This window comes from Streptomyces albireticuli (assembly GCF_002192455.1).
In the GTDB taxonomy this organism is placed as follows: Bacteria; Actinomycetota; Actinomycetes; order Streptomycetales; family Streptomycetaceae; genus Streptomyces; species Streptomyces albireticuli_B.
On sequence record NZ_CP021744.1, the window covers coordinates 5,199,468 to 5,213,320 of the forward strand.

8 protein-coding genes are annotated in these 13,853 nt (G+C 72.6%); 7 read left to right on the top strand and 1 reads right to left on the bottom strand.

What is annotated here, in order from left to right:
* Positions 1-20: 20 nt before the first annotated feature.
* The 7 genes from SMD11_RS22425 (at position 21) to obgE (ending at position 11,362) form a co-directional block, all read left to right on the top strand.
* Positions 21-1,685 carry a CYTH and CHAD domain-containing protein gene (locus tag SMD11_RS22425; RefSeq protein WP_087928143.1) on the top strand — a complete coding sequence of 555 codons (1,665 nt, stop codon included), beginning with the start codon at positions 21-23 and terminating at the stop codon, positions 1,683-1,685.
* Positions 1,686-1,821: 136 nt separating this feature from the next.
* Positions 1,822-3,744 (top strand): TIGR03960 family B12-binding radical SAM protein, encoded by a 1,923-nt coding sequence (locus SMD11_RS22430; RefSeq protein ID WP_087930672.1) that lies wholly within the window; start codon positions 1,822-1,824, stop codon positions 3,742-3,744.
* Positions 3,745-3,991: 247 nt separating this feature from the next.
* Positions 3,992-4,777: a TIGR03936 family radical SAM-associated protein gene (locus SMD11_RS22435; RefSeq protein ID WP_087930673.1), complete on the top strand. Its 786-nt coding sequence runs from the start codon at positions 3,992-3,994 to the stop codon at positions 4,775-4,777.
* 221 nt (positions 4,778-4,998) lie between these two features.
* Positions 4,999-8,985, top strand: coding sequence for an Rne/Rng family ribonuclease (locus SMD11_RS22440; protein WP_087928144.1), 3,987 nt, complete (start codon positions 4,999-5,001; stop codon positions 8,983-8,985).
* A gap of 227 nt (positions 8,986-9,212) precedes the next feature.
* Positions 9,213-9,533 carry a 50S ribosomal protein L21 gene (rplU, locus tag SMD11_RS22445; RefSeq protein ID WP_087928145.1) on the top strand — a complete coding sequence of 107 codons (321 nt, stop codon included), beginning with the start codon at positions 9,213-9,215 and terminating at the stop codon, positions 9,531-9,533.
* An 11-nt stretch (positions 9,534-9,544) separates the two neighbouring features.
* Positions 9,545-9,802, top strand: a complete 258-nt coding sequence (gene rpmA, locus SMD11_RS22450; RefSeq protein WP_087928146.1) for a 50S ribosomal protein L27 — start codon at positions 9,545-9,547, stop codon at positions 9,800-9,802.
* A 123-nt stretch (positions 9,803-9,925) separates the two neighbouring features.
* Positions 9,926-11,362, top strand: a complete 1,437-nt coding sequence (gene obgE / locus SMD11_RS22455) for a GTPase ObgE (protein ID WP_087928147.1) — start codon at positions 9,926-9,928, stop codon at positions 11,360-11,362.
* Positions 11,363-11,530: 168 nt separating this feature from the next.
* On the opposite strand, the gene SMD11_RS22460 is transcribed toward obgE, so the two are convergent.
* The gene (locus tag SMD11_RS22460) at positions 11,531-13,567 is read right to left on the bottom strand and encodes a hypothetical protein (RefSeq protein WP_087928148.1); all 2,037 of its coding nucleotides are present in this window, start codon (positions 13,565-13,567) and stop codon (positions 11,531-11,533) included.
* Positions 13,568-13,853: the final 286 nt, after the last annotated feature.

Consider the following 13,853-nt stretch of genomic DNA (forward strand, 5'->3'; position numbering starts at 1 on the left):
CGGGCACTAGATTCGAGCACATGGCGGACACCGTGCGAGAGATCGAGCGGAAGTACGAAACCGGTGACGAAAACGGCGCCGGCCCGGCCCTGCCGCCCGACCTCGGCGGGGTCCCGGGCGTCGCGGCCGTCACCGACCGGGGGACGGCCGAGCTCGACGCCGTCTACTACGACACGACCGACCGCCGCCTGGCCGCGGCGGGCATCACCCTGCGCCGCCGCACCGGCGGCCAGGACGCCGGCTGGCACCTCAAACTCCCCGTGGCCCCCGGGGTGCGCGACGAGATCCGCGCCCCGCTGTCCCCGGACGTCCCGCGCGCCCTCACCGACCTCGTGCGCTCCCGGATCCGGCACAGCGGACTCCAGCCGCTCGTCCGCATCCGCTCCCGCCGCGACGTCCGACACCTCCTCGACGCCGACGGCACCCTCCTCGCCGAGGCCAGCGCCGACACCGTCACCGCGGACCTCCTCACGCCCGGCGGCCGCACGGCCCACTGGACCGAGTACGAGATCGAGCTCGCCCCCGACGGCGACCCCGGCTTCCTCGACACCGTCGAACCCCACCTCCGCGAGGCCGGCCTGCGCCCCTCCGACGCACCCTCCAAGCTCGCCCGCGCGCTCGCCGAGACCCGGCCGGCGCCGAAGAGCGGGAGGAAGCCGCCGGAGAACGGGACGAAGCCGCTCAGGAACGGGAGGAAGCCGCTCAAGGACGAGGGGAAGCTGTCGAAGGGCGAGAGGAAGCCGGCCAAGGACGGGAAGAAGCCGTCCAAGAAGGAGCGGACCCGTAAGAGCGACACCCCCCGCACCGCCGGCGACCACGTCCTCGCCTACCTCCGCGAGCAGGTCGAGGCCGTCGTGGCCCTCGACCCCGCCGTCCGCCGCGACGCCGAGGACTCCGTCCACCAGATGCGCGTCGCCACCCGCCGCCTGCGCAGCGCCTTCCGCACCTACGGCAAGGTCCTCGACCGGCGGGCCACCGACCCCGTCGCCGACGAGCTCAAATGGCTCGCCGCCGAGCTGGGCGTCGACCGCGACCGCGAGGTCCTCGCCGAACGCCTCCGCGAGCGGCTGGCCGAACTGGACACGGCACTCGTCCTCGGCCCCGTGCGCGCCCGGCTGCGCATCTGGGCCGCGGGCCGCCGCAAGGGCTCCCGCAAGCGCCTCGCCACCGTCCTCGACGGCGACCGCTACCTCGCCCTCCTCGACACCCTCGACGCCCTCCTCGACGACCCGCCCCTGCGCCCGGCCGCCGCCCGCCCGGCCGGAACCGTGCTGGCCAAGGCCGTCCTGCGCGACTACGGACGGCTCGCCGCCCGCGTCGAACACGCCCTCGCCACCGAACCCGGCCCGGACCGCGACACCGTCCTCCACGACGCCCGCAAGGCCGCCAAGCGCGCCCGCTACGCCGCGGAGGCGGCGACCCCCGCCCTCGGCAAGCCCGCCAAGCGCTTCGCCACCCGCATGAAGTCCGTCCAGACCCTGCTGGGCGATCACCAGGACAGCGTCATGGCGCGCGGCGCCCTCCGCGAGATCGCCGGCCGCGCCCACACGGCGGGGGAGAGCACCTTCACCCTCGGCCTGCTGCACGGGCACGAGGAGCGGCTGTCCGCCGCGTACGAGGCGAAGCTGCCGAAGCTGTGGCGCAAGGCGTCCCGGAAGCGGTACCGGGAGGCGCTGGGGGCGTGACGGGCCGGATCGCCCGGTCGTTGCACACCGCGCACGGCCCACCGGCGGTGCCGCGGCGGCCGGGATCGCCGGGAGAGGAGTGACGCCCGCCGGGTTACGCTTGAGAGTCGCCCCCTGCCAGCTCCCGAAGGTCGAGATGTCTGTCGAGTCCGTCTTCCCACAGCTCGAAGCGCTGCTCCCGCATGTGCAGAAGCCGATCCAGTACGTCGGCGGAGAGCTCAACTCCACGGTCAAGCCCTGGGAGTCCTGTGACGTCCGCTGGTGCTTGATGTACCCCGACGCCTACGAGGTCGGGCTGCCCAACCAGGGCGTCATGATCCTTTACGAGGTGCTCAACGAGCGCGAGGGCGTCCTCGCCGAGCGCACGTACAGCGTCTGGCCGGACCTCGAGGCGCTGATGCGCGAGCACAAGGTTCCGCAGTTCACCGTCGACGCGCACCGGCCCGTCAAGGCCTTCGACGTCTTCGGCCTGAGCTTCTCCACCGAGCTCGGCTACACCAACATGCTCACCGCCCTGGACCTCGCGGGCATCCCGCTGGAGTCCAAGGACCGCACGATCGATGACCCGATCGTCCTCGCGGGCGGCCACGCGGCGTTCAACCCCGAGCCCATCGCGGACTTCATCGACTGCGCCGTGATCGGCGACGGCGAGCAGGCCGTCCTGGAGATCACCGACATCATCCGGGCCTGGAAGGCCGAGGGCCGCCCCGGTGGCCGCGAGGAGCTGCTGCTCCGCCTGTCCAAGACGGGCGGCGTGTACGTCCCGGGCTTCTACGACGTGGAGTACCTGGAGGACGGCCGGATCGCCCGTGTCGTGCCCAACCGCTCCGGCGTGCCGTGGCGCGTGTCCAAGCACACCGTCATGGACCTCGACGAGTGGCCCTACCCCAAGCAGCCGCTCGTCCCGCTCGCCGAGACCGTCCACGAGCGGATGTCCGTCGAGATCTTCCGCGGCTGCACCCGCGGCTGCCGTTTCTGCCAGGCCGGCATGATCACGCGCCCCGTGCGGGAGCGAAGCATCACCGGCATCGGCGAGATGGTGGAGAAGGGACTCAAGGCGACCGGCTTCGAGGAGGTCGGCCTGCTGTCGCTGTCCTCGGCCGACCACACCGAGATCGGTGACATCGCCAAGGGCCTGGCCGACCGGTACACCGAGGACAAGATCGGCCTTTCCCTGCCGTCGACCCGCGTGGACGCCTTCAACGTCGACCTCGCGAACGAGCTGACGCGCAACGGCCGCCGGTCCGGCCTCACCTTCGCCCCCGAGGGCGGCTCCGAGCGCATGCGCAAGGTCATCAACAAGATGGTCTCGGAGGAGGACCTGATCCGCACGGTCTCCACCGCGTACGGCAACGGCTGGCGCCAGGTGAAGCTGTACTTCATGTGCGGCCTGCCGACCGAGACCGACGAGGACGTCCTCCAGATCGGCGACATGGCGGTCAACGTCATCGCCGAGGGCCGCAAGGTCTCCGGCCAGAACGACATCCGCTGCACGGTCTCCATCGGCGGCTTCGTGCCCAAGCCGCACACCCCCTTCCAGTGGGCGCCGCAGCTCTCCGCCGAGGAGACCGACGCCCGCCTGGAGAAGCTGCGCGACAAGATCCGCGGCGACAAGAAGTACGGCCGCTCGATCGGCTTCCGCTACCACGACGGCAAGCCCGGCATCATCGAGGGCCTGCTCTCGCGCGGTGACCGCCGCGTCGGCGCCGTGATCCGCGAGGTCTACGCGTCGGGTGGCCGCTTCGACGGCTGGCGCGAGCACTTCAGCTACGACCTGTGGATGAAGTGCGCCGAGCGCACGCTGCCCGAGCAGGGCGTCGACGTCGCCTGGTACACCACGCGCGAGCGCACCTACGAAGAGGTCCTGCCCTGGGACCACCTGGACTCCGGTCTCGACAAGGACTGGCTCTGGGAGGACTGGCAGGACGCCCTCGACGAGACCGAGGTCGAGGACTGCCGCTGGACGCCGTGCTTCGACTGCGGAGTCTGCCCGCAGATGGACACGAGCATCCAGATCGGCCCCACGGGCAAGAAGCTGCTGCCGCTCACGGTGAAATAACCTAGGGTGGCGATGCGCTGACCGCGAGACTTCCCCGCGAGCGCGGGGGTGAGCCGCTGCTGCCACTGTCCGTGGTCAAGTAGTTCCACCGTGCCGAAGCCCCGCCGCACTCCGGCGGGGCTTTCGCGCGCCCTCCGGGACGTACCCCTCCGCCGGACACGTACTCTAGGTAGCAGTACGACCGCACTCACGAAGGACAAGAACACTGGGTAAGCGCCAGCCCGAAGGTCCGCCGCCCGCACCCGTGGTGCAGCGCATCCGCCTGCGCTACACCAAGCGCGGCCGCCTCCGGTTCACCAGCCACCGCGATTTCCAGCGCGCCTTCGAGCGGGCCCTGCGCCGCGCCGAGGTGCCCATGGCGTACTCGGCCGGCTTCACCCCGCACCCCAAGGTGTCGTACGCCAATGCCGCACCCACCGGCACGGGCAGTGAGGCCGAGTTCCTGGAGATCCAGCTCGCCGAGGTCCGCGACCCGCAGGAGCTGCGCAAGCTGCTCGACGAGTCGCTGCCCGACGGACTCGACATCACGGACGCGGTGGAGGCCCACACCTCCTCCTTCGCCGACCGGCTCCAGGCCTCCCTCTGGGAGATGCGGCTGGACGGCGTCGAGGTGGCGGACGCCGAGCGCGCCGTCGCGGCGTTCCTCGCCGCGGAGACCGTGGAGGTGCAGCGCCGGACGAAAAACGGGTTGCGCACCTTCGACGCGCGTGCGGCGGTGGCCCGACTCGAGGCGCTCGACGGTCCGGCCGATAGGCCCGGCGTCGGTGCCTGTGCGATACTGCGGCTGGTTGTTCGGCACTTGACACCTGCCGTTCGACCCGACGACGTCCTGTCCGGTCTCCGCGCCACGGCCGACCTGGCGCCGCCGGTCCCCGCTGCGGTGACCAGGCTGGCGCAGGGGCTGCTCGATGAGGAGTCCGGCACGGTGACCGACCCGCTCGCGCCCGACCGCGACGCTTCCCCGGCCGCAACAACCACCACGGCCGCCGGACCGAGCGCCGGTGCCGCGCAGGTGCCGGAAGGTCCCGCGTAAGGACGGCCGTCGCCGCGCCGCCGCGCCGCCAGGGAGCCACCCAGGTCCGGCAGGCGCATTGACCAGGAGACTTTCGCCGGTGCCCACCACTTCGGCCCCGGCGAGCGAGACGACAGCTCCCGTGCGGCGCCCACGCCCCGGACGGCGGTATCCGCGCATCGCGCGGTGCCGCGGCCGGATCAAGGCCCGGCGCCCGGGAGCGTGACGGGAGAACCGCCCGCATGCTCGAACCCACTGAGCCCACCAACAACCCCGACAGCGGACCCGGCGACACACTGCCGCCGCGTCGCCGCCGCCGTGCGGCGTCCCGCCCCGCCGGCCCGCCGTCGGCGGGTACCGAGGCCGCCGTGACGGTCGAGACGACCGCCCCCGCGAGCACGGAGGCGCCCGCAGCCGCCCCCGCCGAGGAGACCCCGGCCGCCGCCGAGGCGCCGGCCACCCCGGCCCGCCCGCGCCGCCGCGCGACCCGTAAGGCCACCGCCCCGGCCGGCGCTCCCCGTAAGGGTGAGCAGGCCGCCGAGGCGCCCGCCGAGGCCGTCGCCGAGCCCGCCCCCGAGGTCGCTGAGGCCGCCGAGGCCAAGCCGGCCCGTACGCGCCGTCGCGCCGTGCGCAAGGCCACCGCTCCGGCAGGTGCCCCGCAGGCCGCCGAGACCGCTCCGGCCGCGCCGGAGGCCCCGGCCGCCGCCGAGGAGCCCGCCGCCGAGGAGGCCCCGGCCGAGGCCCCGGTCGAGACCCCGGCCGCCGCCCCCGCCCGTACCCGCCGTCGCGCCGTCCGTAAGGCCACGGCCCCGGCCGGTGCCCCGCAGGCCGCCGAGACGGTCGTCGAGCCCGTGGCCGAGCCGGCCCCGGCCGTGACCGAGGCGCCCGAAGAGGCCGTCGCCGAGGCCGCCGAGACCCCTGAGGCCAAGCCGGCCCGTACGCGCCGTCGTGCCGTCCGTAAGGCCACCGCTCCGGCAGGTGCCCCGCAGGCCGCCGAGGCCGAGGCCGAGGCCGAGGCCGTCGCCGAGGAGCCCGAGGCCGCCGCTCCGGTGGCGGAGGAGGCCCCCGCCGCCGAGCCGCGTGGCCGCCGTACCCGCCGCCGGGCCACCGGTGGCGACGCCGAGCAGCCCGCCGAGGCCGCCGAGGCCCCGGCCAAGGGCCGTACGCGCCGCCGTGTCGCCGCCGGTGACGCCGAGGCCGCCGCCGCCGCGCTGGAGGCCGCCAAGGAGGCGAGCCGCGCCCGTGGCCCCGTGGTGAGCGAGGCCGAGGCCGCGCCCGCCGAGGAGACCGCCGCTCCCGCGCGCGGCCGCCGCCGCGCCGTGCGCCCGCCGACCGCCGTCTTCCAGGCGCCGGTCTTCACCGAGCCGATGTTCCAGACGCCGGAGACCGCCGCCGCTGCCGCCGCCGCGGGCCCGGTCGAGGAGGAGCCCGAGGAGGAGGCGGCCGAGCCCGTCGCCGAGCAGGCGCAGCCCGCCGGCCGTCGTCGCCGGCGCCGCCGTGGCGAGCCCGCCGAGGCCGCCGAGCAGGCCGTCGCCGCCCCCGCCGTCCAGCAGGACGAGGAGGGCGAGGAGGCCGAGGGCGCCGAGGAGACCGAGGCCGCGCAGGAGGACGAGGGCGACCGCCCGTCGCGCCGTCGCCGTCGCGGTGGCCGTCGCCGTCGCCGCGGTGAGTCCGGTGACGCCGAGGGTGAGCTGTCCGAGGACGAGCAGCAGGAAGCCGAGCAGGACGAGGCCGCCGAGGAGGAGCAGGAGGAGGCGCTGGACGAGGAGTCCGGCGCGGGTTCCGCCAGCAGCCGCCGGCGTCGCCGTCGCCGTCGCCGCAGTGGTGACGGCGCCGAGGCCGAGACCGGCAGCGACGACCCGGAGCGGACCGTCGTCAAGGTCCGCGAGCCCCGCAAGCGCGAGGAGCGCGAGCCGGGCACGGGCTTCGACGAGGTGCAGTCCATCAAGGGCTCGACCCGCATGGAGGCGAAGAAGCAGCGCCGCCGTGAGGGCCGCGAGCAGGGCCGCCGCCGCGTGCCGATCATCACGGAGGCCGAGTTCCTGGCCCGCCGTGAGGCCGTCGAGCGTGTGATGGTCGTCCGGCAGAGCGGTGAGCGCACCCAGATCGGCGTGCTGGAGGACAACGTCCTCGTCGAGCACTACGTCAACAAGGAGCAGGCCACCAGCTACGTCGGCAACGTCTACCTGGGCAAGGTCCAGAACGTGCTGCCGTCGATGGAGGCCGCCTTCGTCGACATCGGCAAGGGCCGCAACGCGGTCCTGTACGCCGGTGAGGTCAACTTCGAGGCGCTCGGCATGGGCAACGGCCCGCGCCGCATCGAGACCGCGCTGAAGTCCGGCCAGTCCGTGCTCGTGCAGGTCACCAAGGACCCGATCGGTCACAAGGGCGCCCGCCTGACCAGCCAGGTCTCGCTGCCCGGCCGCTACCTGGTCTACGTGCCCGAGGGCTCGATGACCGGTATCAGCCGGAAGCTGCCCGACACCGAGCGCGCCCGTCTGAAGCAGATCCTCAAGAAGATCGTCCCCGAGGACGCGGGCGTCATCGTCCGTACCGCCGCGGAGGGCGCGAGCGAGGACGAGCTGGCCCGTGACGTGCAGCGTCTCCAGGCGCAGTGGGAAGAGATCCAGAAGAAGGCGAAGAGCGGCAACGCCCCGACCCTGCTGTACGGCGAGCCGGACATGACCGTCCGCGTCGTGCGCGACATCTTCAACGAGGACTTCTCCAAGGTCATCGTCAGCGGTGACACCGCGTGGGAGACCATCCACGGCTACGTCTCGCACGTCGCCCCGGACCTCACGGACCGGCTCCAGAAGTGGACGTCGGACGTCGACGTCTTCGCCACGTACCGGATCGACGAGCAGCTGATGAAGGCGCTGGACCGCAAGGTCTGGCTGCCGAGCGGCGGCTCGCTGGTGATCGACCGGACCGAGGCGATGGTCGTCGTCGACGTCAACACCGGCAAGTTCACCGGCCAGGGCGGCAACCTGGAGGAGACGGTCACCAAGAACAACCTCGAGGCGGCCGAGGAGATCGTGCGTCAGCTGCGGCTGCGCGACCTCGGTGGCATCGTGGTGATCGACTTCATCGACATGGTGCTGGAGGCCAACCGCGACCTCGTGCTGCGGCGCCTGCTGGAGTGCCTGGGCCGGGACCGTACGAAGCACCAGGTCGCCGAGGTGACCTCGCTGGGTCTGGTCCAGATGACCCGTAAGCGGGTCGGTCAGGGCCTGCTGGAGTCCTTCTCCGAGCCCTGCGTGCACTGCAACGGCCGCGGCGTGATCGTCCACATGGACCAGCCGACGACCGTCGGTGGCGGCGGTGGCGGCAAGCGCGGCAAGAAGAAGGGCAAGGCCGCTCCGGCGCACGAGCACGACCACGAGCACGTGACGGAGACGGCGGAGGCCGTGGAGTCCGCGGAGGAGGCCGAGGCCCCCGAGCTGGAGCCCGTCGCGGTCGCCGAGGCCGACCTCCAGCCGTCGGTCGGCGGTGACGAGGAGTGGTTCGGCAGCCCGGCCGAGGCGGAGAGCGCCGCGAAGCGCGGTGGCCGTACGCGTCGTCGTGCGACCCGTAAGGCGACGGCCCCGGCCGGTGCCCCGCGGGCGGAGCGCGAGCCGGAGACCGTCGTGGCCCCGGCCGCGCCGGTGGCCGAGGCCGAGCCGGAGCCGCGCGCCGCGGAGCCGGAGGCCGTCCCCGTGGCCGAGCCCGTGGCCGAGCCCGTGGCCGAGGCGCCCGCCGAGGCGGCTGTCGAGGCTCCGGCCGCGCCGGTGGCCGCGGAGGAGCCGGCTCCGGCCGCTCCGGCCCGTACCCGCCGCCGGGCCACCCGCCGGGTCTCCGCGCCCGCGGGTTCGCCGGCGGACGCCGAGGCCGCCGTGGTGGTCGTGGAGTCCGCGGCCCGTCCGGAGGCCGAGGAGGCCCCGGCGGAGCCCACGACGGCCGAGGAGGTCACCGAGGCGGTCGTGGAGCTGGTCGAGCAGGCGGAGGCCGCCGAGGCCGCCGAGGAGGCCGCGCCGGCCAAGAAGACCGCGCGCAAGACGGCCGCCAAGACCGCCAAGAAGGCCCCGGCGAAGAAGGCCGCCGCCAAGAAGACGGCCGCGAAGAAGACGACGGCCAAGAAGACGACGACCGCGAAGAAGGCCGCCACCAAGACGGCGGCCAAGAAGGCTCCGGCCAAGCGGGCGACGAAGAAGACCGCGGAAGCGGCCGCCGCGTCCTCCTCGGAGGACTGAGCGACACCGGGGTCCGGGTCCCGTTTGGGGCCCGGACCTCCGGTTTGACCCCATGGGCCGGGCCCCGTAACCTTGTCCATCGGCGTCTGTACGCCAAACCCCTGAGCAAATCCCTCCCCGCTCCGGCAGGGAGAGGCCGCTCGTCCACTCGGATGTTCACGGGCTGCGCCCGTGCGTGAGCGGCTGGCATCAGAGGTCCCGATTATCAGCGAGAGAGTGAGATCCGCGTGTACGCAATCGTGCGTAGCGGTGGTCGCCAGCACAAGGTTGCTGTCGGCGACATCGTCGAGGTTGACAAGATTTCCGACGGCAAGGTGGGCGACTCTGTCGAGCTCTCCACGCTGCTCGTGGTCGACGGCGAGTCCGTCACCAGCGACCCGTGGGTGCTGGCCGGGATCAAGGTCCAGGCCGAGATCGTGGACCACCACAAGGGTGCCAAGATCGACATCCTGAAGTACAAGAACAAGACCGGCTACCGCAAGCGCATTGGTCACCGCCAGCAGTACACGGCGATCAAGGTCACCGGCATCCCCACGGCTGCGAAGTAAGGGACTGAGACATGGCACACAAGAAGGGCGCATCGTCCACTCGGAACGGTCGCGATTCCAACGCTCAGCGGCTCGGCGTCAAGCGCTTCGGCGGCCAGGCCGTCAACGCCGGTGAGATCCTGGTCCGCCAGCGCGGCACCCACTTCCACCCGGGCGCGGGCGTCGGTCGCGGTGGCGACGACACCCTGTTCGCCCTGCAGGCCGGTGCGGTCGAGTTCGGCACGCACCGTGGCCGCAAGGTCGTGAACATCGTCCCGATCGCTGAGTAATCAGCTTTTCGGTACGACATAAGCACCTTTCCGAGGGCGGGCCGCTTTTCCTGACGGGGAAGCCGGTCCGCCCTCGGCGTGTTAGTACAGAGACATTCCCGTAAGTATCTGGAGGCAACCGCAATGACCACCTTCGTGGACCGCGTCGAGCTGCACGTCGCCGCGGGTAACGGAGGCCATGGCTGCGCCTCCGTCCACCGTGAGAAGTTCAAGCCCCTGGGCGGCCCCGACGGCGGCAACGGCGGCCGTGGCGGCGATGTGACCCTGGTCGTCGACCAGTCGGTCACCACGCTCCTCGAGTACCACCACAACCCGCACCGCAAGGCCACCAACGGCGCTCCGGGCGCGGGCGACAACCGCTCCGGCAAGGACGGCCAGGACCTCGTCCTGCCCGTGCCGGACGGCACCGTGGTCCTGGACAAGCAGGGCAACGTCCTCGCCGACCTGGTGGGCGAGGGCACGACCTTCGTCGCCGGCCAGGGCGGCCGTGGCGGCCTCGGCAACGCCGCGCTCTCCTCGGCGCGCCGCAAGGCCCCCGGCTTCGCGCTGCTCGGTGAGCCGGGCGAGTCCCGTGACATCGTCATGGAGCTCAAGACCGTCGCCGACGTGGCGCTGGTCGGCTACCCGAGCGCGGGCAAGTCCTCGCTGATCTCGGTGCTCTCCGCCGCCAAGCCGAAGATCGCGGACTACCCCTTCACGACGCTGGTCCCGAACCTGGGCGTCGTCACGGCCGGCTCGACCGTCTACACCATCGCGGACGTCCCGGGCCTGATCCCGGGCGCCAGCCAGGGCAAGGGCCTCGGCCTGGAGTTCCTGCGGCACGTCGAGCGCTGCTCGGTGCTGGTGCACGTGCTGGACACGGCGACCCTGGAGTCCGACCGTGACCCGGTCTCCGACCTGGACGTCATCGAGGCGGAGCTGACGCAGTACGGCGGTCTCGACGACCGTCCGCGCATCGTCGTCCTCAACAAGATCGACATCCCGGACGGCCAGGACCTCGCCGACATGATCCGCCCGGATCTGGAGGCGCGCGGCTACCAGGTCTTCGAGGTGTCCGCCGTGGCCCGTACGGGCCTGAAGGAGCTCTCCTTCGCGCTGGCGGGCATCATCGCCGAGGCGCGCGCGGCCAAGCCGAAGGAGGAGGCGACCCGCATCGTCATCCGTCCGAAGGCCGTGGACGACACGGGCTTCACGGTCACGCTGGAGGACGACGGCATCTACCGGGTGCGCGGCGAGAAGCCGGAGCGCTGGGTGCGCCAGACCGACTTCAACAACGACGAGGCCGTGGGTTACCTGGCCGACCGTCTCAACCGCCTCGGTGTCGAGGACGCGCTGATGAAGGCCGGTGCCCGCGCGGGCGACGGCGTGGCCATCGGCGCCGAGGACAACGCGGTCGTCTTCGACTGGGAGCCCACCATGATGGCGGGCGCGGAGATGCTCGGCCGCCGTGGCGAGGACCACCGTCTGGAGGCCCCGCGCCCGGCCGCGACGCGCCGTCGCGAGCGCGAGGCGGAGCGGGACGAGGCGCAGCGCGAGTTCGACGACTTCAAGCCGTTCTGAGGCGTGTGAGGGTCTGCTCCCCCGAAGCCCCCGGGTGCCCCGCACCCGGGGGCTTCGCCGTACCCGCGGGTGGTCCGGAGCGCACATGGGGAAGGCCCCCGGGAGGAGATCCTCCCGGGGGCCTTCCCCATGTCACGTCCGGTGCGGACGGCCGTGGCCCGGACGGGCTCAGACGGTCGCCGTCTCGTCCGCCTCGCGCTGCGTCGGGATCTCCGAGGCGCGGGCCTCCATCCGCTCGCGACGCTCGTCCGCCTTCGCGGCCAGCGCCAGCGCGGCCTGGTTGAAGCGGACCAGCGACGGCGGGTCGGACGGGCCGAGCAACTGGACCTTGAGCTCGGCGCGGGCAGCCGCGAGGGCGTCCCGGCCGGGCGCGCGGACGGCCGCGAGGAGCGCCGGTACGCCCTCCGCCTCGGGGGTGAGGATCGTGGCGGCGCTGACGGTCGGGAAGACCGCCCGGAACTCGTCCTCGGCCATGCCGCTGGTGTTGGCCACCGCGTACGGCTTCTCGCTGATCAGGTAGTCCGAGACGACGCTGGAGACGTCGCTGATCAGCAGGTCGGACTGGTTGAAGCAGGTGAAGAGGGCCGGGCGGGCCGAGGTGATGATCTGGTGCTCCCAGACCGGCAGCGAGGCCCAGTAGGCGGTCTCCCAGGCCACGGTGGCGGCCTCGACGTGCGCCGAGCGGCCCTTCTCCGGGGTGCCCTGGAGGAGCATCCGCTCGATCTCGTCGGCGCTGCTCCGGAAGGAGCTGGTGGTGAGCTGGTCCAGCTCGGCGGTGCGGCGCGCCAGCTCGGCGGCGGCCTCGGGGCCGGGGCGGGGGCCGCCGCGGCGGGTGTTGGCCTCGCGGATCATGGCCTGGATGCGCTCGTTGGCGCGGCCCGCGCGGGGGTCGACGGAGCCGGTCATCGGGTGCGGCTTGTAGAGCAGCCGGACCTTGGGGTCGGCGAGCAGCGCGCGGACGATGTTCTCGCCGGCGAGCATGACCGAGGTGTTGCCGGGGTTGCCGTCCCAGCCCTCCCACGTCGGCGCGTAGAGGACGGTGGTGTACTCGTCGGTCGGGACGCCCGTGTAGGGCTGGATGGGCGCGAGCTGCGGGCGGCCCACCTCGACGACGTCGCGGTCGTCGACACCGATGTCGGCCAGCTGGTAGCGCTCGCGGGCGGCGGGGCCGGCGACCCAGATCTCGTCGTACGCCTTGGAGTACGGGTTGCAGCTGGAGAGCTTGTCGCTCTCGCCGTGGTTGGTGAAGGCGTGCTTGATCGACGGCATGCGCAGGACCTGCGAGGTCTTACCGGAGTTCGCCGGGTGCAGCATCATCTTCAGCGAGGACTTCTCCAGCGCCATCAGGTTCACGACCTTGGGGATGCACACGATCGGCACGTCGGTGGCGTCGATCTTCTGCACCATGAACCGCTCGCGCAGCACGATGACGGGGTTGCCGTCGAGCGCGGCGAGGGTGGAGAGCCACATGTTGGCCTGGTAGGCCGAGCTGGTGCCGCCGGAGAAGTACATGCCGACGGTCGGCCGGTAGTCGGCCAGCCAGCGGTCCAGCCACTCCAGGGCCTGCTGGTCGTTGGCGATGCGCTTCTTGGGGCGCAGCCAGGTGGCGAGGTAGGCGGTGCCGCCGAGGCCGAGCAGGACCGCGAGGCCCATGCCGATCTCGGCCCACAGGACCCGCTCGGTGCCCGCGGTGACCAGGAGGCCCGCGGTGGCCGGGACCGCGAAGCGCAGCAGCCGGCGGCCGTGCTGGCGGCCGAGCAGGCGCGGCGGCGCGGCGGACAGGCGCAGGCCGGTGGTGTCGATGTTGCGGGTGAGGAAGGGGAGCGTGCGGCTGCGGCGGACCATGATCGCGGTGGCCTGGCAGGCCAGGTGCGAGCCGTAGAAGAGGACCAGTCCGACGAACACCGGTGCGTAGTCGCGCAGCGAGCCGTCGCCGTGCAGGCGCAGCAGCCCGACCAGGAGCAGCATGTCGCGCAGCAGCTGCCGCACCATGACATCGAAGCGGATCTTGCCGAGCACGGCGACCAGACCGGGGTCCCGGTGCTGGAGGTAGAGATCGAGCGCGAGGCCCGCCGCCGAGGCGGCGATCAAAAGCGGCACGTTGGGCAGCAGGGCTCCCACGAGCTGGGTGGCGAAGAACACCAGCATCGCGAGCAGCGCCGCGAGCTGTACGGCTCGGCGGGAGGCTGTTCCGGCAGAAGGCACTGGGCGGGCTCCTGGCAGGAGAACGGGGGGATAGGGCGGGTCGAGCTGGGGTGGGGGACCGCGGCCGGGCGGCGATCGGACGGCGCCGGACAGTGGTCAGCTACCGACCGTATGACGACGGCTGGTCCGGGAGCAATCTTCCGCGACGGTAATCATTACAAAATAGGGCCGAACGACCACAATCGTCCGCGCGGTAGATTTGCGGGCCGGAGCAGGCAGACGACCGGCGATCACTTGAGGTGTGCGTACGTGACTGGGGCAGGGGCGGATACAGGGGCAGCGGCGA